The following is a 24,570-nucleotide window of genomic DNA, read 5'->3' on the forward strand; positions in this document are numbered from 1 at the left end:
ATTGACATATCATTAAGATAACACTTCTTGATGATATGTCAATATTTTTATGATGCATTTTGTGCTAAATCAATTGCATCTTTTAATTTAACACTCACTAATTTTGTCACACCTTTTTGTTGCATTGTTGCCCCATATAAAAGATCACATTCTTCCATTGTTCCTTCACGATGAGTAACAACAATAAATTGTGTCTGTCCCGAAAATTCTCTTAAATATTTTGCAAAACGTTCTACGTTTGCAACATCCAAAGCAGCTTCCACCTCATCTAAAATACACATTGGAACCGGTCTGACACGTAAAATCGCAAACAGACAGGAAATTGCAATCAATGCCTTTTCTCCTCCTGAAAACAAGGTAATATTTTGAACAGCTTTACCCGGTGGCTGAACATCAATATCAACCCCTGTTTCTAAGATATTGTCTGGATCACTATATTTTAACTTGGCTTTTCCACCACCAAATAAATTTCTAAAAACAATGTTAAATTCATGATTGATTTTTTCAAAAGTTTCACTGAAGCGTGAAATCATAATCTCATCCATTTCATCAATAGCTTTTAAAATACTATCTTGAGCGTGAATCAAATCTAAACGCTGATGATTTAATGTTTCATAACGTGTTGAAACTTCCTGATAATCTTCTATGGCCTGTAAATTCACATGTCCCAATGATTCAATCTGATGTCTTAATAGACGAACTTCCTCTTTAGCCTTTTGCATATTGACTTCCTGTGAATATTCTTCCTTAGCAAATTCAAAAGTCATCTTATATTCTTCATTTAAACGTTGTAAATGATTGTTCAATTCTGTTTCCTGTTTAGCTTTATCCACTTGCTTTTGTGTCATATCAGCCTGTATTTCTCTTAAATGAGCGCGTGTCATCTTTAAAGCATCTTCCAGCTGATCATTTTCATTAACAAAACTCATACGCAATTCACGCTTAGCTTGAATACTTTCCGTTAAACGATCTCGTATCTTTTTTGCTTCATTTAATTCCTGTAGTAAGTGGTTATTTTCTGTTCCTTTTTCCATCTCTGACAATTCAACACTTTGATGAGTTAAACTTTCATACTCACTTTTGGCAATCTGCAGTTCACTTTTCTTGTTTGTGACAACAAGTTCCAGTTTTGCAAATGACATTTGTTTTTGAAGCAGATTATGTGAAATTTCTCTTGCCAGATTATCTAATTCATTGAGTTTAGCTTTCTTTTGAGTCATATCTTTTTCACTTTGACGAATCTTTTCTACCAGCAATTCTAATTCACGTTTACTTGTCAATAAAGACGTTGACTGTTTCAAACTTCCTCCTGTCAGTGATCCACCAACATTAATCACTTCGCCATCTAAAGTCACGACTTTATATCTGGCAAATGTTGCTTTTGACAACAGAGAAGCATGATCCAATGTATCTGCCACAATGACATGTCCTAACTGATTATCAACAATACGTTGTATCTCTTGAGGATATTTGACAAAATCACTCATAACGCCTAAAAAACCTTTTGTATTTTGACAAACCAATAAATGTTCTTCACGCAAATGTCTTTCTTTCATTGTTGTGATAGGAAGAAAAGTGGCACGACCAGATTTATTATTCTTTAAAAAACGAATCGCATTTCTGGCATCCTCATCTTGCTTAGTGACAACAAATTGAACAGCACTCCCTAAGGCAACAGATAAGGCTGTTTCATATTCTGGAGCTGTTTCTAATAAATCACCTAAAACACCGACAATGCCTTGCATAGAATCCTTTGCTTTGATGATTGAACGAACACCATAGCTATAACCCGTTTTATTTTCAATCAGATCCACAAGCTGTTCCTTACGATGACGATCATTATGTAATTGAAGATTTAAATTTTCAATACTCTGTCTTAAATTATTCATTTGGGCTCGATTTTTTTCCTGTGCTGCTTCCAATGTCATCTTTTCTTCTTTGGTTTCATTATAGCGATGAACACGGTCATTGTATTCACTAATCGCATCCTGTAAAATCGCTTTTAATTGTTCTATACGTGCCTGTAAATCTTCTTTATTCGTTGTTTCTAAAATATGTTTACGATTAGCATCAATTTCTACTTTTTGTGTTTCCAGCTGATTGACATTATTCATAGCCGTTAAAAGTTTACCCTGCAAGGCATTCACTTCCTGATCTAAATCAAACATCTTTTTCTTTAAACTCTCATTTTGTTGTTCATTGATTAAAATTTGCCCTTCAATCGTTACTTTCTCTTTATCTAATAAATCTAATGACTGATTTAAATCTTTTAATGACGTTGATAAACTTTCAATTCCCTTCACCAGCACACTGACTTCAACAGATTGTAACTGATTTTTTAAATCGACATAAATTTCTGCTTTTTCCTTTTGACGTTTTAAAGGTGAAAGCTGCTTTTCTAACTCCAGGCAGATATCCTCAACACGATCTAAATTATCCTTTGTTCTTTCCAGTTTTCTAATCGATTCCAGTTTTCTTTTTTTATACTTTGCAACTCCTGCTGCTTCCTCAAACATCCCACGTCTTTCTTCAGGCTTACTATCAGCAAAAGTTGAAATATTTCCCTGTGAAATAATCGAAAGTGAATCTCGTCCTAAACCCGTATCCATAATCAAATCAACTATATCCTTTAAACGACATGGTTCTTTATTGATTAAATATTCTGCTTCATTATTTTGACGATATAAACGTCTTGTCAACTCCACTTCATTATAATCCACATTCATGAAACGATCTTCATTATCAAAAACCAGTGTCACTTCAGCAACATTTTGAGCCTTACGATCTTCACTGCCATTAAAAATAACATCGGACATATTAGACCCACGCAGTGATTTGACTGACTGTTCACCTAAAACCCATCTTACAGCATCACTAATATTCGATTTTCCACAACCATTCGGTCCCACAATACCTGTAATACCTGGTTGAAATTCAATCACTGATTTATCTGCAAATGATTTAAAACCATGTAATTCAATTCTTTTTAAATACATAGATCAATTCCTTTCTAAGAGTGATTTTCTTTTTTCATCAATTTATCACTAATATGAAATGTTTTATTTTGTGGTAAATAAACTGTAAAACGACTGCCTCCTTCTTCACGAGAAACAACATCAATACGTCCATGATGTAAATCAACAATCCTTTTGACAATTGATAAACCTAAACCATTTCCTTCCACACTTCTTGATTTATCTTGACGATAAAAACGTTCAAAAATATGTGAAATCGCTTCTTTACTCATTCCTACACCCGTATCTTCAATCACAACTTCTACTTCTTTAGATGTTTTTTTCACATGAATCATGACCACACCATTATCCTGTGTATACTTAATCGCATTATTAATTAAATTAATCCACACCTGTTCTAGACGTGATTCATCTCCAACAATACGGATATCATTTTTAGGCACTTCAAATTCAATTTCAATATTCTTACTCAATGCAAAATTATCCTGTGTTTCAATCACACGATTTAACTGTTCAATCAAAGAAAATTCACTTGTTTCCAGTTTTACATCTTCACCTTCTAATAAAGTCAGCTGTAACATGTTCTTTGATAAAGTCGATAAACGTTTACTATGAAACAAGATAATATCAGCATATTTTTGTCGTTGTTCATCACTTAACTGTTCATTCTTTAAAATTGTTGCAAAACCTTGAATGGCTGTAAGAGGTGTCTGAAATTCATGAGAAACATCTGAAATAAATTGCTGACGTGTTTCATCCTGTTTAGCCAATTGTTGTGCCATTTGATTGAAACTGCGATTTAAACGAGCAATTTCATCTTTTCCTGTATAATTGACACGCACGCGATAATTCCCCTTAGATAACTCATTGGTAGCCTTCGTTAAACGAGAAATAGGTTTGACAATAATATCAGCAATCACTAAAAAAGTAATACTTCCAGCAATCAACATACAAAATACAGCAATCAAAGCAGAATCAAGAAAAATCATTTCTCTTTTACTCATATCTTTTTGGACATAAACAATATAATCTTGATTCTTCACACGAATAGATTTTGCAAATATACGAATAGAAGAATCTTTTAAAACAATGCTTTGACCAATATTTTCTTTTAAAAACTCAACATCCTTTAATGATAAATGCTGTTCCTTCATGTTTCCATAAATATATTTTTGTTGATTGGATTCAATATAAAAACTCACTTCTGAAGTGGCTGCATACCCCTGTAAGATTTTATCTAAATCATCTGAATCAATCAGATTCATAAAGTCTTCTATTAATTCGGTAGAATTTTGCAATTCTTCAACAGCCAACAATCCTAATTCATTCGCATTTTTACGTAATGAAAAATATCCAGCAATCGAAAAACTAAATAAAATACTGACTAAAAAACCAATAATCAATTTTCCATAAATGGATTTCATGGTTCAACCTCAATCTTATACCCCAGTCCTCTCACTGTCACGACTTTAAAACCTGGTAAATGTCCCAGATTTTCACGAATACGTTTAATATGAACATCTACTGTACGATCAAACCCATCATAATCCATTCCCCATATTTTTTCAATAAGCTGTTCTCGGGTAAAAATCTGATTAGGATTTTTCGCCAGTTCAAATGCCAATTCAAATTGTTTTAATGGTAAATGGATTGTCTGATCATGATAACGGATTTCATATTTATCACCATCAAAAACAACATCATGTAAAGTCACAATATTTTGACTATTGATACTATATCTTTTTAAGATTGTTTTGACTCTTGCCAATAATTCATCTGGATCAAAAGGCTTTGTGACATAATCATCAATTCCTAATGAAAAACCTCTTAATTTATCAGCAGACTGTGATTTTGCTGTTAACATGATAACAGGGATATCTTTCATTTCTTTCATTTCTTCAACAAGTTGAAAACCATCCATCACAGGCATCATAATATCAACAATCGCCAAATCAATATATTCATTTTCTAAAAGTTGCAATGCTTCTTGACCACTTGCTGCCTGTACAACAGAAAATCCTTCTTTATCTAAATAAAAACGTATTAACTCTCTAATATGTTCCTCATCATCCACAATTAAAATCTTTGATTTCATAATCTTTCCACCTCAATTCATTTTGTTATTATATCATAATTATCATGGAATTCCTATATTTATTGTAGATGAATATAGGAATTTACAAAAATAAAACAACACGCAATGTGTTGTTTTACGAGTTCTTAAAAGGATGAACAAAAGATTTTCTTTTAATCACTTTCATTAATTCTTTGGCCCCTTCAACCTGAGCATCCAATGCCTTTTGACACCAGTATTTGGCATCTTTTATAGACACCTTTGTCCCCTGACCATAAGTATAAGCTCTTGCCAAATTCAAATAAGCATTTTCATTATCTAATTTAGCAGCCTGTAAAAATAATGCAAAAGATTTTTCAAGATCAACAGCAACCCCATCACCTTCTTTATAGCAGACACCTAAATTATTCATTGCACCGGGATGTCCTTGATCAACTGCTTTTTGATAATAAAGAATCGCCTTGTCTTTATCCTGCCATTTTTCTCCTGCTTCAAAATCATATAAAACAGCCAGATTATAAAGTGATGAAGGATGATTTCTATTGGCTCCTTGTTTAAAAAAGGCAATGGCTTTTTGAAAATCCTGTTCAACACCTTTTCCAGCTTTATACATATTTCCTAAAAAGTAACTGGCACGAGGAGAATCCATATCTAATGCTTTTTGATAATACATCAGTGCCTGTGCGTAAGATTGCTTTAAAAGTCCATCTTCATACATTCTTCCAATTTCGATATAACCATCAGCTATACCATTTTGACCAGCAAGTTCATAATAATGCAAAGCCTGTTGTAAGTCTTGACTGACAGCTAATCCTTCTTCATAAAAGCGTCCGACATGATACATTCCACGTCCCCAATTTTCATTAGCAGCCATTAAATAGTATTCCAGTGCCTTTTGAATATTTGTTTTTGTCCCTACACCATATTCATAACAATAAGCCACATTGCAAAGAGCTGGTCCATATTTCTGTTTAGCAGCTTCTTGATACAAATGAAAAGCCTTTATTTCATCTTTTGAACAACCCAGTCCTTCTTCATAAAGAATACCTAGCTGAGATAATGCTCTTGGATAATTCTTTTGGGCTGCCAGTTCGTAATAATACTTAGCCTGCGTATAATCTTGTGTTACTCCAATACCATTAGCATAGCAGAAAGCCAAATTACATTGACAGACATCATCATTTTGATTAGCTCCCTGTTGATAATAATCTACAGCCTTTGTAAAATCAACAGGAACACCACGTCCATCTTCATACATTAATCCAAGTGAACACAAAGCTCTGACATTCCCCTGCTTTACTGCCAATTCATAATAGTGCAATGCCTGTTGATAATCCTGTTCAACATAGATTCCATCTTCATAACAGTATCCTAGTCGCCACAACGCCACATCAAAACCAGCATCAGCACCTTTTTGATAACACTCTACAGCTTTCTTCAAATCAATATCTACACCAATTCCCATTTCATAACAACACCCAAGATTTGTTAATCCACGTAAATTGCCATATTCACTAGATTGACGATAACATTCTATAGCTTTTGTTAAATCTTTTTGACAGCCCATTCCTGTTTCATAATAATAGCCTAAATTACACAAGGCAGCTCCATCATGAAGCAAAGCGGCCTGTTGATAATAATCAAAAGCTTTTTTCAAATCAACCTGTCCATCTAAAAGTCCTTCTTCATAAATATAACCCAGACAGCAAAGAGCACGTGGATATTCATAGGAAGCTGCTTTTTCATACCATTTGACAGCTTCTTGGTAATCGGCTTTACCATTGATTCCCTGTTCATATAAATAAGCCAGATTACACATAGCTCTTAAGTTGCCTTGATTGGATGCCTGTATATAATAATCACGTGATTTTTCAAAATTCTTTTCTACACCAATACCCATTTCATAGCAGTAACCAAGATTACATAGTGCCACATCATAATCTTGTTTAGCTGCTTCTTGATAAATCTCAACAGCTTTTGAGGCATTCTGTTCTGTACCAATTCCTGCTTCAAAACAATAACCTAAGTTTGTCATTCCTCGTAGACTACCCGCCTTGGCAGCCTGTTCATAATAAGCAAAGGCTTGTTTTTCATTTTTATCTACCCCAATACCCATTTCATAGTAATATCCTAGTGTACATAGTGATTGGGCATCATGTAAAGATGCACCTTTTTGGACATAGTCAAAAGCCAATTTTTCATCTTTATCAACATAGATGCCATTTTCCAGATAGTAGGCATATTTATTTATTGCATAAACATATCCTAAATCAGCACTACGTTTTAAATAATCCATTGACAACTGTGGCTGTTCTTGTTCAATCATATGACCATAAGCCATCATGGCTCTTGGATAACCCATATTCGCACTTTGTAAATAGAGTTCTTTGGCACGAGTAAGATCAACAGGAACACCTATTCCCATTTCATAACAATATCCCAAATAACAGTGAGCAGGTGCATAATTTTGATTAGATGCCTGTTGATACCAGTAAACAGCCTGTTCACTATCCTGTTCAACACCTTCCCCCACTTCATACAGATAACCCATTTGAAGTTGAGCAACTGGCAATCCATCTTTGGCGCAATCTAAATACCATGAAGCCGCTTTTGTTAAATCTTGAGATACGCCTAGTCCACACTCATAACAATAACCAATCGCATATTTGGCTTGTGTATAACCTAAATCCGCTGCCTGTTTATAATATGTCATGGCTTTGACTTCATCTTTTAATGTTCCATATCCAAAACAATAACATTCTCCTAAATAATATAAAGCACGAGGAAACTGATCTTGTGCAGATTTTTCAAAATATTCAAATGCTTGTTGTAAATCAACTTGACAGCCAATTCCTTCCAGACAACAATAAGCATAGTTACAGGCTGATAAACTATCTCCTAAATCTGCCGCCTGTTTATAATAAACAAGAGCCTGTTGTGGATTTTTTTGTGTTCCTAAACCAATCTCATTCATATAACCTAATGAACAAATCGCTTTTGCATGAAAATGATAAGCTGCTTTTTCAAACAGATGATAAGCACGATATTCATCCTGTACTTTGTCCTGTCCATTCATATATTGCAATCCTAATCGACATAATTCATCATCAGATAACAACTGTTCATTTTCTTCTTCTAAAGGATATGCAGATAATAAACAGATATCTACCCCTATGACTTGTTGATGATCTTCAATATAATAATGTTCTTCCTGTAAATAAGGAGAATGACTCAAATCAGGAAAATGAGAAATATCATATAAATTCATTAAATCATAGACAGCATTTTCAACTTCTTCTTCCGAACAAAACACAGTTTTGACTTTCATCAAAGCATCTTGACCATAATCATCTTTTAAATAAACCCACGCCATATCCTCATAAGATATTGCTACAAAATCAACTTTCCACTTACCAAAAAGAGGTTCATATAATTTCAAACGTTCCCATGTTTCCTCCATAATCTCCCCTCCTATTTCACGGTGATTGCAGAAACAGTCTGTGAAGTCGATTCATCATCAATATATTCAATCGTTACAGTATCACCAGCTTTTAAAAATGGTAATTGGGCATTTAAAGAAACAGGTGCAATAAAGATTTTTTGAGAATCCTTTAATTGAAAATAATACTGTGAATTGCCATTGACAACCACTTCATGAATCTCAGTAATCACTGAACTCAATTCACTGTTATCATAATCAACCTGTGTTTTTCCATTATCTTTTAGCAATGCATAATATGCCTTTTCAGCTTCAGCAACACTGTCCCCTACTGAAACAATCTGATAATTTTCAACACTGACGAAAGCATATTTTTTAACAAGACCAGCACTATCTTTTAAAGACATAAAGTAAGTCGGTTCACCCCCAGCATTAATCAAAATTGGGAATGTTGCCGTATATTTTAAATCTGTCACCTTTCCTTCAGCTGAAGACATAGCAGAAAATTCCTCAGCCCCACTAATAGCATAATATTTGGCTTCTTTGGTACGCATATTAATTAAGGCAAAACCAACATTTGATGCATCATTAGAAACAGATGTTAAACCTGTATATAAATAAACATCATCATTTAAAGCAATATAGTTATATCCATCCGTAGGTTTTAAAACCCCTTTTTGAGAAAAAATAGTATTAAAGAAACCATGTGTATATTTTCCCCAGTTATTTAACTGTTCTAACAATAATTCAGAAGGATAAACACGATCAATCCATGTTGGCACATCTTCAATAGCATAATATTGACATTCCCCACTCACAGCATCTACCAGCACAGCTCCGGTAATATCTTTTCCACCAAACAATCCAATTTTATAAGTATATGTTGGTGCAACCCAATAAGGATGTCCATTATCATCAATTTCAAAAGAAGGTGATTCAAACATCTTTGTTGGATAATGAATACGTAAATGACGATCAATATTTCTAAAGAATAAATCTGAATGAGAATATTTCATTCCTTCTTCTAAACGCACCACTTCACTTTCCTGTGTCACCATATCAACACGAATATAAGCAGGAAGACCTTCACGATGATTTGTAAACCATTTAATCAAATCACTATAAGAAATTGTCGTCACTCTAAAAGGTTTATCTTGATAATTGATTTGTACATAATCATTATCAACTTCAAACTGTGAAACATAATCAACAATTTCGCCCATCTTACGATCTCCTAGACGCTCAGCACTTTCTTTATCAACAACAGGAATAGACTGAAAATCTACTTTTGGATTATCTTTATAAAAATCAGCATTTTTATCAACATTTAACTGTTTTTGATAACTTGATGCAAAAAAGACTGGTGAACTTATCAATTGTCCAGCAAAAACATAAACAAGCAACAAAGCCACAATGGCACTCATGATTTTATTGGCTTTATCAAATGAAGCCAGAAATAAAAATCTTAATGCTATAAATATAACTAATTCAATACTTAAAAAGAATATAAAATCCGGTGATCTTAAATTAATTGGAATTAAAACAAAATATTCCACAACCAAAAAGACAACCATTACAATCAACAAAGCCTTAAGCGTTCCACCCTTTTGAGGATGCGATTGATGAAAAAACTGACGTTGTCTGTTTTCCGTCATTTTTGTAAAAAATTTTTCAAATAAATTATCCATTGATTTTCTCCTTTATTTTTTCAATCAGTTGATTCAATTCGTCCAAAGACTGCAATGTCGCTCCAGAAGCATAAGCATGTCCACCACCATGAAACGACGCTGCAATATCATTAATAGGTATTTGACGACTACGCATACTGACACGATAGTTATTCTCTTTTTTATTTTGAGTCACTGCTAACCATACTTGAAATTCCTCAAAGTTCGCTAAAGTATTAACATAAGATGATCCTTGTTCTCTCGTCATCTGTAAAGCCTGTAAATCATCATCACTTAAATAATACCATGCAACCCCACCATCTTCGTGGTAATGATTATAAATAAACTTGATAATTTCTAAATCTTTTTGGGTACGCATATATAAACGTTGATACAAATCCTCAATATGAATACCCATATCTAATAGATAGGATGCTGCCTCAAATGTTTTCTTTGAAGTAGAGCTATACAAAAAGCGATTGCTGTCACCGACAATACCTAAATACAACGCATTGGCTGCTTCTAATGGAATCAGTGCCTTTGCCTGTTTAAATAATAGTGTCACAATCTCACTGCATGAAGAAGCTGCTTCATCTTCAATATTAATATCACCATAAGAATCAACAACAATATGATGATCAATCTTTAAAATCTGATCACAGCATGTAATATCTCCATCTATACGTTCTCGATTGGCTGTATCTAAAACAATACCTAAGGTATACCCTTTTTGAACTTCACCACATTCAAATGAAGGATAATATTTTAATAAATCACTTTCCATTTGTCCTGCTAAAACAATATTTTTTTGAGGATATAAAGCTTTTAATGTCCAATACATCCCAAATTGAGAACCAAATGCATCTAAATCAGGATTAACATGTCTATATATAATAATCTGATCAAATTCTTTTCTTATTTTTAATATCTTATCCATTTTTCATCACCTTTGTTTATCATAATACCATATTATCACAAAAATATGAACTTTTAAAAAATATATTCTTTAGACAATAAAAAGAGTTGAATTCTTTCAACTCTTATAACCCAAGTAATCTCACTGTATCTCTGGCAATCATAACTTCTTCGTTTGTTGGAATAACCATAACTTTAATCTGTGAGAACTGATGTGAAATGACTCTGTTTTCATCACTTCTAATCGCATTCAGTTTTTCATCAAGGAAAACACCAAATGCCTTTGAAACATCATCAATAATTAATCTTCTTAAATATGCAGCATTTTCTCCTACACCAGCTGTAAAAGCAATCGCATCACAACCACCTAATTCAGCATAATAAGCACCAATGTATTTAGAAACAATACGTGCATATAATAAACTTGTCAACAAGGCACGATCATCACCATCATTAAACAAAGCATTTTCAATATCACGTGAATCTGAAGAAATACCAGAAATACCTAACATTCCTGATTTTTTATTGTAGATTTCCAAAACTTCATCAGGTGTTTTATTTAATTTTTTACATAAATAAGGCATAATAGATGGATCAACATCTCCACAACGTGTTCCCATCATTACACCAGCAAGAGGTGTAAATCCCATTGAAGTATCAATACACTCTCCATTTAATACTGCTGAAATACTTGCTCCATTTCCTAAGTGACAAACAATAATACGTGAATCTTTAGGATTCCCTAACATATTCATCACTTGTTCTGAAACATATTTATGACTTGTTCCATGTGCACCATAACGTCTGACTTTTAAGTCTGTATAATATTCTAAAGGTAATGGATATAAATAACGTTCTTTATCTAAAGTCTGATGGAAAGCTGTATCAAAAGTAAAGACATGTTGAACTTCAGGTAATTCAGCTTTGAAAGCACGATAACCAATTAAATGAGCCGGATTATGTAATGGTGCCAATTCACAAAGTTCTTCAACCTTTGCAACAACATCTTCATCAACAACAGCACTATCACTAAAATATTCTCCACCATGAACAATACGATGTCCAACAGCATCAATTTCTTTTAATTCTTTGACAACACCTTCATCAATCAAAGCTTCTAACAACATTTCCACAGCAACTTGATGATCAGGGATTGGGCGTGTTGTTGTTTTCTTTTCCCCATTATATTTTATTGTAAAAATACCATCATCCATTCCAATTCTTTCAACAATTCCAGAAGTAATGACTGTTTCTTCTGGCATTTCAAATAATTGAAATTTTAAAGATGAACTTCCAGCATTGACTGCCATAATTTTTGTCATAATTTTTTCCTCCTATAATACATCACATATATTTATTGTACATAAATTATGGCATAAACTCAACAAAAACTTGAAAGCGAATACACTTTTTCTTAATCATAAAAAAACCCTACTCATAATTAGAATTATGATTAGGATTTTTTATTTGAGCTTAACGATTTTGAGATTGTTTACCTGCCATCTGATTTTGACCCATTTCAACTAATCTCTTAGTGATTTCACCACCAACAGATCCATTAGCACGAGCTGTGGCATCCGGTCCAAGATTAACACCAAATTCATTAGCGATTTCGTATTTCATTTGATCAATAGCATTTTGAGCACCAGGAACAACTAATCTATTTTTACTTGAATTATTTGAGTTCATTGCTTTCACCTCCTGACACAATTAGTTTGTGTCAGGATGACAAAATTATTCATTTCTTTTCAATTTTTTTCAAATTAAAATAAATCTTCAACTTCCTTATAATGATCATCAACAATAATTGTTTCACATTGGTCAATACATGCATTCACCATAGACTGATAATCCCACGTTTCTTCCAACGCTTCTGCTTTATAGCTTTTAGGTTTTGTTGCTGGTTGTTTTGGTGTGAAGATTGTACAACAATCTTCATGAGGACGAATAGAAATGTCATATGTACCAATCTTTTGAGCAACATCAATAATTTCTAGTTTATCCATACATGCAACTGGGCGAATAACTGGCATAGAAATCACTTCATTAATGACAGACATACTTTCTAAAGTTTGTGAAGCCACCTGTCCAATGCTTTCACCATTGACTAATGCCAGACATTGATTCTTTTTCGCTACACCTTCAGCGATACGATACATCATACGACGCATAATCGTCATGGCATAACTTTCATCACAGTGATCATAAACAGCTAACTGCAAATCTGTAAATGGCACGATATGAATTGTCATTTTACCATGTGTATAATGTCTTAATACATTCACCAAATCCAAAACTTTTTCCCTAGCTAATTCATTCGTATAAGGTGGAGAGGCATAATGAATGCATTCAATATCCACTCCTCTTTTTAATGTTAAATATCCCGCTACTGGTGAATCAATACCACCTGAAAGCATCAGTAAAGCTTTACCACCAATACCAACAGGATATCCACCCGCACCTTTTATGACATTATCCATAACATATGTGACATCTTTACGCAATTCTACTTTAATCAAAATATCAGGATGATGAACATCTACTTTTAAATCTTTAGATGTATGATGGAAAATATGGCCAGCAATCGCTGTATTGATATCATGTGAGTGCATAGGATAATCTTTATCATTACGTTTTGTCTGAATTTTAAAAGTTTTTCCTTCACTCTTTTCAATAACTTCTAAACACACTTCTTTAATCTTTTCCAAATCACTTTCTACTTGATAACATAAAGAAAAAGAGTGGATTCCAAAGACTGTCTGTAATTTTTCACACACAGCCTCTGGATTTTCACCATTAAGAATAATATACAAACGGTCAAATGACATGTCATATCTTAAATGTTGAAATTCTTTCAACATCTCTTTTGTATTTTGTGTTAATTTTCGAATAAAAAGTTTACGATTTTTTCCTTTTGTTGTGAGTTCTCCAAATCTCACCAAAATATGATTACATTCCATAATAATTACCTCTGTTTCTTAATTGTCTTTAAAACTTGTTTCAAATAAAATAAAAATTCATCTATTTCATCACGTGTCGTATAATGAGAAAAACTGATACGAATAGCACTTTTAGCTATTTTTTCATCAATTCCCATCGCTTCTAATGTTCTTGAAACATCATGCTTATGTGAAGCACATGTACTTTTCGTTGATACATAGCATTCATGCATTTCTAGTGCATGCAAAATAACTTCTGGCTTATATCCTACACATGAAAAGTTTAAAATATAAGGTGTTACGTGATCTTGTGGTGTATTCATAACAATATCTGGAATCTGTTGTAACTGTTCCCTGACATATTGATTCAACATCATCACATATTGATAATGTTCATCTAAATTTTCTAAAGCCAGTCGTAATGTTTTAGCAAACATCGTATGTGTTGCTGTATTCGATGTGCCACCTCTTAATTGTTGTTCTTGTTGACCTCCATTAATTAAAGGAACAATGGATGTGGAAGATTTTTTATATAAAACACCGCTTCCTTTTAAACCATATATCTTATGAGCAGAAAAACTTGCTAAATCAACATATGACAAATCGATTGGAAGTTTTCCTAAAGCCTGAACCATATCAACATGGAATTTAACTTTAGGATTTTTCTTTTGAATGATTTGATAAACTTCTCTAATAGGGAAAACCATTCCCACTTCATTATTGACATACATCATTGTGACAAGAATTGTATCTTCTCTGATTTTATTTTCTAATTCCGCTAAGTTCAATTCTCCCTTATCGTTTACTGAAATAAAATCAACATCATAACCAAAAACATCTCTTAACTGTAGACATGACTGATACACACTAGAATGCTCTACAGCTGTTGTGATAATATGTTTTCCTCTGTTTTGATATTGAAAAGCACATCCTTTAATCGCTGTACTGTTTGATTCACTGGCACCACTTGTAAAAATAATTTCTTCGGGTAAAACACCTAACATTCGGGCAGTTAATTCTCTTGATTTTTCCATTAAAGCACTTGTTTTTAAACCTAAAGAATATAATGAATCAGCATTTGCAAAATAATCATTTAAAAGTGATTGATACATATGATTCACTTCTTGATTTAATGGTGTTGTTGATACATAATCTAAATAAATCATATCTTTCCTCCATAGTCCATTATATGTATATATACCATTTTTATTAAGAAAAAGCCACTAAAAAAGTCCAAATTAGGACTTTTTACTTGTTTTTTGAATTAAATTTTCATAAGAACCCGGTTTAATCTTTTCAATAATATCAACCGCTGTAGATAAAGCTTTCGTATATTCGCCATTTCTAAATAAAACTTCAGCTTTTGTCAGTTCCGTATTGACCTCTAAGAAACTAGAACGATAACGATTTCCAAAAACAATCGCTTCTTCTACCATTTCTGCAGTTACAATCAAATTATGAACATTATCATATAATTTATAAATAATATCTCTGGCACTGTCTACTCGCTTAGAAAGTTCTGATAATTCAACAGGACGATGCATACGATAAGCCTGTATCTGTGCTGCTTTATCATAAGAATCTTGAATATAATCTTTATAAGATTCATTAATCATTGGTAAATGCTTATTTTTAATTTCAGATTTAATCTCCAGCAAAACAATATTAATATTTTCTAATTCATCTATCGCACGTTGTTCCTGTAAGTATAAATGATCTCTAAATGCAAAGAAAGCATCTAAATCATCTTGATGACTTAACGCATCATTCTTCACTTTTTCAACTTTATCAATCATTTGTAAATAAGAGAAATTTCCCGCATTCATTTCTTCTTCTAATTCATAGGAAGTTCTTAATATTTGGTCAAAATCCTTATATTTTTCTTGGATATCAACATAATCCTCATTAATCAAATATAAATTTTCAATACGATTTTGATCAATTAAAGCCTGTTTATATTGATCATATATTTGAGTAATCTTTGTATAAGCATCTTCCCACTTATTTTTAAACACTTCATAAGATTGTTTTTCCACTTCCAAATCTTTCATTAAAGCATCGATATCATCAACAAGCTTTTGCAGTACTTCTCCAACATTTTCCAGCTGTAACTGTTGAATATGTTGAGTTGTTGTTTCTAAAGTTGATTGAATGGCTTGATAACGATCAGAAACATGTAGCTGATCCAATGCAAATTCGCCATGTGACATGTCTTGAAGTAAAGCATCTAAATGATGAATCTTTTTAGGAATATATTGTCTGACAATCGCAATATAATCAGGTAATTCCTGTAAACGTTCTGTTAACCAATCTACTTTTTTATCAATATCCTGCGTTAAAGTCTTCGCATCTTCAAATCTTTGATTGTTCATCATATCTTCCAGTTTCACAAAAGAATCATCCAAATTATTAAAAATATTTTTAATACCCTTTACAAAATCTTCAACCTTAAAACGAATAGTTTCATAATGATCAATCAATTGACGATATTTTTCTTTTACACGAATAATTTCAATTCTTTGAATATTTTCAATTTCAGTAATCTTTTCAATCTTTTCTAACAAAGCCTGTGAATCATCTTCATAAACTTTTAACATGTTCTCCAGTTCTTTCATCTTTGTAGAAATCTTTCGTAGTTTACCATAAAAAAGCTGTTCATCAACTTCGTTGACAAGAACCCCAAGTTCATTTTTCTGATAATCTGAAATACGCTCAAATTCTTTTGCATATTCTTCATACAGTTCTACAACTTCAGGCATATTTTTAGAAATACTATGAACTCTCCCCAAACGATACTGTAAAGGTAATGATTTGATTCCATTCATACGATTTTCTACATCAACAATTAATTTTCTATATTTTCTTAATCTCATTCCCCTATAAAACAACAAAAGCATCACAATAACAACAAGACCAATACCTATAAAAATGAGATTACGTAATCCAATTTGTTCTATAAACCTCATGATATTATCCATAACTTAAAATTCCTCTCTTTTCCTAAGTTATATTCTACCATAAATAGAAAGCTATTTCATCATCTTTTTCCAAAATACTACATAGAAAAAAGTATTGAACATAAGTCCAATACTTTTTGTGTCCATCTTATCCTAAACGGTTGTAGTATTCTACAATTAATGATTCGTTGATTTCTTGATTTAATTCTGATCTTTCAGGTAATCTTAATAATTTTCCTTCCATTTTATCAGCATCAACTTCAACAAATCCTGGTACATGTGTTTGAGAAGCTAAGGCGTTTTTAATCACTTCTAATGAACGAGAACGTTCTTTAACAGAAATCACATCTCCAACTTTAACTTGACAAGAAGCGATATCAGTTTTAACTCCATTTAATAAGATATGACCATGATTAACTAATTGTCTTGCTTGTCTTCTTGTTGTAGCAAAACCTAATCTATAAACAACATTGTCTAATCTAGATTCTAGTAAACAGAAGAAATTGTAACCAGTAACTCCTTCCATTTTTCCAGCTCTTTTGAATGTGTTATGGAATTGTTTTTCATTAACTCCATACATATGTCTTACTTTTTGTTTTTCAGCTAACTGTAATCCATATTCTGTTAATTTTTTTCTTTTTTGACCATGTTGACCAGGTGCATATGGTCTTCTTGCTAATTCTCTACCAGTTTCTAATGTAGAAAAACCTAAACGTCTAGATTTTTTCCATTGTGGTCCAGTATAACGTGACATTTTCTTTCCTCCTATTGTTTTATTTGGCATAAAACAATAACATGCATAGATCAGTTAGGTTGTGTTTGTATTAAGTATTTCTCTTTGCAGCAAGATACTCTACATCCCATTGTCACAAACGCATGGGCTAACCCTCTATGTGCTGCTATTATTTATTGCACTAGTATATTATAGCAATTTCTTTGATATTGTCAAACATTTTTTATTTTGATTTCCATAAATAATCCATAAAGAGTGGTATTTGCACTTGCCATGAAATCATATGATGACGACCATTCACTAATAAATACGGATATGTCTGTACACCTTTTAAATTCAATAAATGTGAAATATCAAGCTGATTCATAGAAGCATAGGCTAAAGCGCGTTTATTTCTTGATTCTTCACTGCCCCAGCTCAAAAAAAGACGTGTATCTTTTAATGAATCATGCTGGTTAATTTCATCTTTCAATGCCTCTAAACAAATACCAATAGAACTGGATAAACAAGCTGCTTTAGAAAAATATGTATGATATGAAATCACTGCATACAATGCCATTAAACCACCCATTGAAAATCCACCAATCATTGTATATTCACGTAAAGACAAAGTTCTATAATGAGTATCTATATAAGGTTTAACTGTATGAACAATAAATTCCATCAATGCCTGACCATAACCATGAATCATTTGATAGTGACTCTTCTCAACATCATACGGACAATATTCTGCTAAGCGACAAGAACTTTCATCAGGGCTATCTATACCTATCACAATAAATGATTGATCGTATTTATCTAAAAAGTTATCTAAACACATAACATGTTCAGATGTTTTAACATCATCAAATAAATATTGACCATCAAACATATAGATGACTGGATAACGTTCTTGACTTATCTGATAAGACGGTGGTAAATAAATACGAATTGTTCGATAACAATGTTTAGCTTCAAACAATAATTCTCTTTTTTCTACCATAAATCTTCATCTTGATCTTCATAAACATGTCTTAAAAACTCAAAATCTTCCATAAACATCTCATTAGCGATATCTTGATCAAACTCATTAAAAATAAAATCATCTTCATCCAATCCATAATCTTCAATTCTCATTAAAAACTCATCATAATTTTTATAATACATTTCCAGTAATTCATGTTCATCTTCCCAAATACCATAACCTTTACCAGCTATAATTTGACTATCCTCAAGGACAAACAAATCTGACTGTATCTGAATATTTAAAACTTCTATATCAAATACATAATCTTCTCCAAAATCATACCATAAAGAGAATTGATGATCTTTTTCTAAATGAAGATCACTTAAAAAGACATTGGCTGCATAATCATCTAACATCTCTTGATCGCATTGTTCACATCCAAATCTTCCGCAATTGGATTCAATTTTAAACAAATGATGACCTTCAGCTTGAAAAATAGCTAAAACAGCATAAGCCAAATCAGCTAACGTTATAAAATAAGGTAAAATAATCTCTCGATTCATTTCTTTCTCCAATCCTCTTAAAGAAACACGTAATTGAATCGTTTTTTTCATTTCCGGAATATGTCGTATCATATACTCCAGATTTTCTTGTAATAATCCTTCAAATAACTCATCTTGAAACTGCACTTGATTAAAACAAATGGTCATAGATAGCATAATTCCTTTTTTAATAACTGAAGGCGTATTATGTCCAGCTATTTTTTCTAAATCACAAATCGTTCTTTTTAATTCATCAGAGCCATGATTCACCACCTCATCATAAATATCATCTACACATTGAAAAACATGTTCCATCAACATATTTCTACACCTCCTGTTTTTATTTTACAGTATTTTTCAAATAAGGCGAGTCTTTTAGATTTTTTTCACTTATTTTTTCTTTTTTTCGTCTTTTTTTCTTGATGAATTTTGTCAATATCTTTTATTATTTGTCGTATTCTATCAAATTTCAGCTACCTTACTTTCATCTAATAAAAAACCAGACAAAATACTTTGCCTGGATATATGCTTACGAAAAGAGCTTATCATCTCAAATCGCCTTCTATTCAATTGGTGCCTGAGGTCGGACTCGAACCGACATGACATAGGTCGCAGCATTTTGAGTGCTGTGCGTATACCAGTTTCGCCACTCAGGCAAATCAAACTACTCGCATAGTATACTATATATTTTTTTAAAAATCAATAAAAATCGCAATTAATTTCATGATCATTATAGATACCTATAGCTTGTAGATAACTGTATATGATTGTTGGTCCAACAAAAGAAAAGCCATGTTTTTTTAAATCTTTTGAAATTTGTGCTGATAAATCATCAAATGAAGGAACATCTTTTGATGATTGATAATGATGTTGAATAGGTTGATTATCTACATATGACCATATAAATGTATCAAAACTCCCATACTGTTTTTGAATTTCAAGAAAAGCCTTAGCATTTTTAATAATAGCTTTCATTTTTAATTTATTCTTAATTAACCCTTCTGTTTGCATTAATGTCTGATATTTATCATCATCATATGAAGCAATCAAATGATAATCAAAATGATCTAAAGCCTGATCATATAAACCTTCCTTTTTTAAAATAATATCCCAGCTTAACCCTGCCTGTAATCCTTCTAAAATTAACATTTTATACAATTGTCTTTCATCATGTTCCGGTTTTCCCCAGACTTCGTCATGATATTTCATTAATCTTTCATTATAAGCCCATTGACATCTTTTCATATTCTCACCATTGACTATTTTAACATATGAATTTTAGTTTACACAAACATTTTTCACTTGTATAATAAAAATGGTGAAAATAATGAACGAAATATTTGAAAAAGAAATAAAAACAATTTTAAAAGATGAATACCTTGATTTTATGGGATCATTGCAGCTACCGCCAGTGAAAGCTTTTTATTTGAATCCACTTAAACAAGACCCTAACAAATATTTAAATCAGCAGTACATTCAACCTCATCCCGTGGTACAGGGAGGATATTATTTTGATTATGAAAAATATCCGTTAGGAAAATCTCCATTTTTTTCATGTGGTCTTTACTACATTCAAGAACCAAGTGCAATGTTAGTCGCTCATTTTTTAGATGTACAAGAAGACGATTATGTTTTGGATATGTGTGGTGCTCCGGGTGGCAAGAGCTGTGCAATCGCCAGTCGTTTAGGAAATCAAGGTTTAATGATTACTAATGATATCAATACTTTAAGAGCCAAAATCCTTTCTGAAAATATCGAAAGATTTGGTTTAAAAAATACTATTGTGACAAACTGTGATCCGATTCAATTGACAAAAGTCTTGCCAGAATTTTTTGATAAAATCATTTTAGATGCTCCTTGTTCTGGTGAAGGAATGTTTAGAAAAGATGATCAAGCCATTGAAACATGGTCACCACAAAAGGTACAGGAATGTGCTCATATTCAAAGACAATTAATGGATGCAGCAATGAAATTATTAAAACCAGGTGGTATATTGATGTATTCTACATGTACATACAATACCAAAGAAAATGAAGAACAGATTAATTATTTACTCAAACATTATGATTGTCAGCTCATTCCTTTAAGAAGAAGTCATGGAATGGCTCCGGGTATTCATATGGATGAAGCCATTCGTTTATACCCACATCGTTATCGTGGAGAAGGCCATTTTATCGCATGTATTCAAAAAAATGGTCAATCATCAACGAAAAAATATAAACCGATGAAAGCTTCGATTTCTAAGCAGAACCAAAAACTTGTGAATACCTTTTATCAAGAATATCTTCAGATTCCTACACCACATTATCTTTATGACAATCATAATCATATCTATGCTTTACTTCCACAATTTCCAGATTTGCAAGGTATTCGTATCTTAAGAAATGGCCTCTATTTAGGTGAATGTAAGAAAAACAGATTTGAACCTAGTCTTGCATTAGCATTAACACTCACTCAAAAAGATGTGAAACAGTTTTATCGCTTTCATGAAAATGATCCGGAAGTTAAACAGTATCTGCATGGTGAAGCGATTGCTGGAACGAATCAAAAAGGTTATGGAGTTATCTTTGTTGAAGACTATCCACTTTCATTTTATAAAGAAAGTCAAGGTTTAGCTAAAAACTTATATCCAAAGGGGTTGAGAAGATGAATCGTTATGAAACATTAAAAGATTATTTCTTTGTCCATATTGACGAACATTGTCATGGAATGTATAAACAAAAAGCTTTGCTGCATAGTATTCAAGTGTCTGTTTTATGTCAAAAATTAGCCTTAAAGCAACACTTGGATATTGAATTAGCTGGTATCATGGGCCTTTTTCACGATTATATTCAATTCACTCAACACACCTCGTTTCAACATGGCCCTAGATGTAGTGAATGGATAAGTTCTATTTTAAATGAATTTCAAGATGATGAAAAAATGATAATTCAACAAGCAATTGCCAAACATAGTGAAAAAGATAAAATGGATGATGTCTATAGTGAAATCTTAAAAGATGCTGATGTATTGGCACAATATTTTGCTGAACCAGACATGATTATGTCTGATACCAATCAAAAAAGATTAAAAAAATATCTCCCAGAAATCTAGGAGATATTTTTTATTTCAACATATTTTCTAAAGCTTCATAAGGGACAAAACCTAATTGACGATTCACTGCTTGTCCATTTTTAAAGACAATCAATGTTGGAATAGATTGCACCCCAAATTGCATAGCAAGAGAACCTTCTTGATCAACATCGACTTTTAAAACTTTTGCCTCTGGATGTTCTTGAGCTAACTTATCAATACTAGGAGCTAACATTTTGCAAGGTCCACACCAATTCGCAAAGAAATCCACAAACACCAAATCATTATGAGCAACAATATCTTGAAATTCTTGACTATTAACATGTAAAACTTGTGACATACATAACGCCTCCTTTTATATTATCGTTTTTCTTTTTGATTACATACAGAGTTTAACATATGTTTTTCACTTTTACAAATTATATGCTTGAAAAAGAAAAAGGTCTAACGACCTTAATCCATTTCAATAGCACCAGTATATAACTGATAATATTTTCCTTTTTGTTGCATTAATGTTTCATGATTACCACGTTCAATAATATGACCATGTTCAAGAACCATAATACAATCACTATTTTTAATTGTTGATAATCTATGAGCAATAACAAGGGTTGTTCTGCCTTCCATTAATCCATCCATACCTTTTTGAACAAGTGTTTCTGTTCTAGTATCAATAGAAGATGTTGCTTCATCCAAGATAAGTGCAGGTGGATTAGCAACCGCAGCACGTGCAATCGCAATTAACTGACGTTGTCCTTGTGATAAATTTGCTCCATCACCCGTTAACATTGTATTATATCCATCTGGTAAATGTTTAATAAATGCATCAGCATTAGCTAATTTTGCTGCATCAATACATTCTTCATCTGTTGCATCCAAACGTCCATAACGGATATTATCCATAACTGTTCCTGTAAATAGATGTGTATCCTGTAAAACCACACCTAAAGAACGACGTAAATCATCTTTTTTAATCAATTTAATATCAATACCATCATAAGTAATCGTTCCACTTTGAATATCATAGAAACGATTGATCAGATTAGTAATTGTTGTTTTTCCAGCACCTGTTGCACCAACAAAGGCAATCTTTTCACCAGGATTAGCAAAGACACTAATATCATGTAAAACCATATGATCATCAAAATATCCAAAGTTGACATTTTCCAGTTTTAAATCACCTTTCATTTCAACCAATTCAATTTCACCATTTGGTCGAGGATGACGCCATGCCCAATGCCCTGTACGTTTATCTGTTTCTACCATTTTTCCATCAACAAATTCTACACGACATAATGTGACAATACCTTCGTCCACTTCTTTTTCCTGATCTAATAATTCAAAAATACGTTTTGCACCCGCTTGTGCCATAGCAATTGAATTAATTTGCATTGATACTTGTCCAATTGGATTATTAAAACTTTTGTTTAAAGTCATAAAAGCAACAAGTGTCCCAATTGTTAATGATGAATCAAATCCAGATAAAGCCAAAACCGCACCAATCACAGCACATAAGATATATGACATATTTCCTGTTTGAATAGTAACAGGCATTAATACGTTAGCAAATTTATTGGCTTGATATGAACTTTCACGCAATTCTTCATTAATATTTCTAAAACCTTCAATTGCTTTTTCTTCATGGTTAAAAACTTTGACAACTTTTTGTCCAGAAATCATTTCTTCAATATATCCATTCACTTTTCCTAATGTTTCCTGTTGTTTAATGAAATATTTTGCTGAACGACTTCCAATAGAACGAGAAATAAATAAGATGACACATACCATGACCACACTGACTGCAGTCAATGTAACATTTAATGTTAACATTGATACAAGTACTGTCACAATTGTGATTGCACTTGAAGTAAACTGTGGAATAGATTGACTGATTAACTGTCTTAAAGTATCAATATCGTTTGTATAAACAGACATGATATCCCCATGTGTTGTTCTGTCAAAATAACGAATAGGTAATGATTCCATATGTTCAAACATTTCATCACGTAAATCCCTTAAAAAACCTTGTGTCACTGAAACCATAATACGGTTAAAAGTATAGGCAAAGATAATTCCGGCTAAAAAGAAACATGCCATAACAGTCAAGGCAGAAAGCAAACCAGAAAAATCAGGTGACGGTTGTCCAATCAAAGGCATAATATAATCATCAATTAATCTTTGCTGGAATAATTGCCCTTGTACAGTACATACAGCTTGTCCAACAATACATAATAATACAATCACAATGGCCAACCCATAACGTTTGAAAACCTTCTTTAAAAGGCGAATTAAAACATGTTGTTTTTTCATA

General features: G+C 32.3%; 19 protein-coding genes and 1 tRNA gene. 2 read left to right on the top strand and 18 right to left on the bottom strand.

What is annotated here, in order from left to right; genetic code table 11:
- Positions 1–47 precede the first annotated feature (47 nt).
- The 16 genes from B5E75_RS03410 to B5E75_RS03485 all read right to left on the bottom strand — a co-directional run bounded on the left by B5E75_RS03410 (position 48) and on the right by B5E75_RS03485 (position 20,432).
- The gene (locus B5E75_RS03410) at positions 48–2,996 is read right to left on the bottom strand and encodes a chromosome segregation protein SMC (RefSeq protein ID WP_087357379.1); all 2,949 of its coding nucleotides are present in this window, start codon (positions 2,994–2,996) and stop codon (positions 48–50) included.
- Positions 2,997–3,010: 14 nt separating this feature from the next.
- A complete protein-coding gene (locus B5E75_RS03415; protein WP_087357380.1) occupies positions 3,011–4,399 on the bottom strand; it encodes a HAMP domain-containing sensor histidine kinase in 1,389 nt (462 codons plus the stop codon).
- Complete coding sequence (locus B5E75_RS03420) at positions 4,396–5,070, bottom strand: response regulator transcription factor (RefSeq protein WP_087357381.1); 675 nt, start codon at positions 5,068–5,070, stop codon at positions 4,396–4,398. The genes B5E75_RS03415 and B5E75_RS03420 overlap by 4 nt, the downstream gene beginning before the upstream one ends.
- Positions 5,071–5,185: 115 nt before the next feature.
- The gene (locus tag B5E75_RS03425; RefSeq protein ID WP_087357382.1) at positions 5,186–8,509 is read right to left on the bottom strand and encodes an SEL1-like repeat protein; all 3,324 of its coding nucleotides are present in this window, start codon (positions 8,507–8,509) and stop codon (positions 5,186–5,188) included.
- Between the two features lie 11 nt (positions 8,510–8,520).
- Entirely contained in the window at positions 8,521–10,176 is a 1,656-nt protein-coding gene (locus B5E75_RS03430; RefSeq protein WP_087357383.1) for a hypothetical protein, read from the bottom strand.
- A complete protein-coding gene (locus B5E75_RS03435; RefSeq protein ID WP_087357384.1) occupies positions 10,169–11,092 on the bottom strand; it encodes a DHH family phosphoesterase in 924 nt (307 codons plus the stop codon). The genes B5E75_RS03430 and B5E75_RS03435 overlap by 8 nt, the downstream gene beginning before the upstream one ends.
- A gap of 103 nt (positions 11,093–11,195) precedes the next feature.
- Entirely contained in the window at positions 11,196–12,392 is a 1,197-nt protein-coding gene (locus tag B5E75_RS03440) for an acetate/propionate family kinase (RefSeq protein WP_087357385.1), read from the bottom strand.
- 151 nt (positions 12,393–12,543) lie between these two features.
- Entirely contained in the window at positions 12,544–12,759 is a 216-nt protein-coding gene (locus B5E75_RS03445; RefSeq protein ID WP_087357386.1) for an alpha/beta-type small acid-soluble spore protein, read from the bottom strand.
- Between the two features lie 74 nt (positions 12,760–12,833).
- A complete protein-coding gene (gene thiI, locus B5E75_RS03450) occupies positions 12,834–14,030 on the bottom strand; it encodes a tRNA uracil 4-sulfurtransferase ThiI (protein ID WP_087357387.1) in 1,197 nt (398 codons plus the stop codon).
- Positions 14,031–14,035: 5 nt separating this feature from the next.
- Entirely contained in the window at positions 14,036–15,175 is a 1,140-nt protein-coding gene (locus B5E75_RS03455) for a cysteine desulfurase family protein (RefSeq protein WP_087357388.1), read from the bottom strand.
- Between the two features lie 72 nt (positions 15,176–15,247).
- Entirely contained in the window at positions 15,248–16,987 is a 1,740-nt protein-coding gene (locus B5E75_RS03460) for a septation ring formation regulator EzrA (RefSeq protein ID WP_087357389.1), read from the bottom strand.
- A 127-nt stretch (positions 16,988–17,114) separates the two neighbouring features.
- Entirely contained in the window at positions 17,115–17,720 is a 606-nt protein-coding gene (rpsD, locus tag B5E75_RS03465) for a 30S ribosomal protein S4 (RefSeq protein WP_087357390.1), read from the bottom strand.
- Positions 17,721–17,922: 202 nt separating this feature from the next.
- A complete protein-coding gene (locus B5E75_RS03470; protein ID WP_087357391.1) occupies positions 17,923–18,681 on the bottom strand; it encodes an alpha/beta hydrolase in 759 nt (252 codons plus the stop codon).
- Positions 18,675–19,508, bottom strand: coding sequence for an IS1096 element passenger TnpR family protein (locus B5E75_RS03475; protein WP_087357392.1), 834 nt, complete (start codon positions 19,506–19,508; stop codon positions 18,675–18,677). Before B5E75_RS03475 ends, B5E75_RS03470 begins: the two co-directional genes overlap by 7 nt.
- Positions 19,509–19,758: 250 nt before the next feature.
- Positions 19,759–19,843 (bottom strand) — tRNA-Leu (locus B5E75_RS03480).
- A 43-nt stretch (positions 19,844–19,886) separates the two neighbouring features.
- Positions 19,887–20,432: a DNA-3-methyladenine glycosylase I gene (locus B5E75_RS03485; protein WP_087357393.1), complete on the bottom strand. Its 546-nt coding sequence runs from the start codon at positions 20,430–20,432 to the stop codon at positions 19,887–19,889.
- 82 nt (positions 20,433–20,514) lie between these two features.
- Here B5E75_RS03485 and B5E75_RS03490 point away from each other — a divergent pair, with 82 nt between their 5' ends.
- Positions 20,515–21,837: an RsmB/NOP family class I SAM-dependent RNA methyltransferase gene (locus B5E75_RS03490; protein ID WP_087357394.1), complete on the top strand. Its 1,323-nt coding sequence runs from the start codon at positions 20,515–20,517 to the stop codon at positions 21,835–21,837.
- Positions 21,834–22,280 carry an HD domain-containing protein gene (locus tag B5E75_RS03495; protein ID WP_087357395.1) on the top strand — a complete coding sequence of 149 codons (447 nt, stop codon included), beginning with the start codon at positions 21,834–21,836 and terminating at the stop codon, positions 22,278–22,280. The genes B5E75_RS03490 and B5E75_RS03495 overlap by 4 nt, the downstream gene beginning before the upstream one ends.
- A 10-nt stretch (positions 22,281–22,290) precedes the next feature.
- On the opposite strand, the gene trxA is transcribed toward B5E75_RS03495, so the two are convergent.
- Together trxA and B5E75_RS03505 are read right to left on the bottom strand one after the other, a co-directional pair.
- Positions 22,291–22,599 (bottom strand): thioredoxin, encoded by a 309-nt coding sequence (gene trxA, locus B5E75_RS03500; RefSeq protein WP_087357396.1) that lies wholly within the window; start codon positions 22,597–22,599, stop codon positions 22,291–22,293.
- 113 nt (positions 22,600–22,712) lie between these two features.
- The gene (locus B5E75_RS03505) at positions 22,713–24,569 is read right to left on the bottom strand and encodes an ABC transporter ATP-binding protein (protein WP_087357397.1); all 1,857 of its coding nucleotides are present in this window, start codon (positions 24,567–24,569) and stop codon (positions 22,713–22,715) included.
- Between the last annotated feature and the right edge of the window lies 1 nt (position 24,570).

This window comes from Massiliimicrobium timonense (assembly GCF_002160865.1).
Classification (GTDB): domain Bacteria; phylum Bacillota_I; class Bacilli_A; order Erysipelotrichales; family Coprobacillaceae; genus Allocoprobacillus.

Coding starts and splice junctions, on each gene's coding strand:
- B5E75_RS03410 (WP_087357379.1), bottom strand. CDS start 2,996: ATGTATTTAAAAAGAATTGAATTACATGGTTTTAAATCATTTGCAGAT.
- B5E75_RS03415 (WP_087357380.1), bottom strand. CDS start 4,399: ATGAAATCCATTTATGGAAAATTGATTATTGGTTTTTTAGTCAGTATT.
- B5E75_RS03420 (WP_087357381.1), bottom strand. CDS start 5,070: ATGAAATCAAAGATTTTAATTGTGGATGATGAGGAACATATTAGAGAG.
- B5E75_RS03425 (WP_087357382.1), bottom strand. CDS start 8,509: ATGGAGGAAACATGGGAACGTTTGAAATTATATGAACCTCTTTTTGGT.
- B5E75_RS03430 (WP_087357383.1), bottom strand. CDS start 10,176: ATGGATAATTTATTTGAAAAATTTTTTACAAAAATGACGGAAAACAGA.
- B5E75_RS03435 (WP_087357384.1), bottom strand. CDS start 11,092: ATGGATAAGATATTAAAAATAAGAAAAGAATTTGATCAGATTATTATA.
- B5E75_RS03440 (WP_087357385.1), bottom strand. CDS start 12,392: ATGACAAAAATTATGGCAGTCAATGCTGGAAGTTCATCTTTAAAATTT.
- B5E75_RS03445 (WP_087357386.1), bottom strand. CDS start 12,759: ATGAACTCAAATAATTCAAGTAAAAATAGATTAGTTGTTCCTGGTGCT.
- thiI (WP_087357387.1), bottom strand. CDS start 14,030: ATGGAATGTAATCATATTTTGGTGAGATTTGGAGAACTCACAACAAAA.
- B5E75_RS03455 (WP_087357388.1), bottom strand. CDS start 15,175: ATGATTTATTTAGATTATGTATCAACAACACCATTAAATCAAGAAGTG.
- B5E75_RS03460 (WP_087357389.1), bottom strand. CDS start 16,987: ATGGATAATATCATGAGGTTTATAGAACAAATTGGATTACGTAATCTC.
- rpsD (WP_087357390.1), bottom strand. CDS start 17,720: ATGTCACGTTATACTGGACCACAATGGAAAAAATCTAGACGTTTAGGT.
- B5E75_RS03470 (WP_087357391.1), bottom strand. CDS start 18,681: ATGGTAGAAAAAAGAGAATTATTGTTTGAAGCTAAACATTGTTATCGA.
- B5E75_RS03475 (WP_087357392.1), bottom strand. CDS start 19,508: ATGTTGATGGAACATGTTTTTCAATGTGTAGATGATATTTATGATGAG.
- B5E75_RS03485 (WP_087357393.1), bottom strand. CDS start 20,432: ATGAAAAGATGTCAATGGGCTTATAATGAAAGATTAATGAAATATCAT.
- B5E75_RS03490 (WP_087357394.1), top strand. CDS start 20,515: ATGAACGAAATATTTGAAAAAGAAATAAAAACAATTTTAAAAGATGAA.
- B5E75_RS03495 (WP_087357395.1), top strand. CDS start 21,834: ATGAATCGTTATGAAACATTAAAAGATTATTTCTTTGTCCATATTGAC.
- trxA (WP_087357396.1), bottom strand. CDS start 22,599: ATGTCACAAGTTTTACATGTTAATAGTCAAGAATTTCAAGATATTGTT.
- B5E75_RS03505 (WP_087357397.1), bottom strand. CDS start 24,569: ATGAAAAAACAACATGTTTTAATTCGCCTTTTAAAGAAGGTTTTCAAA.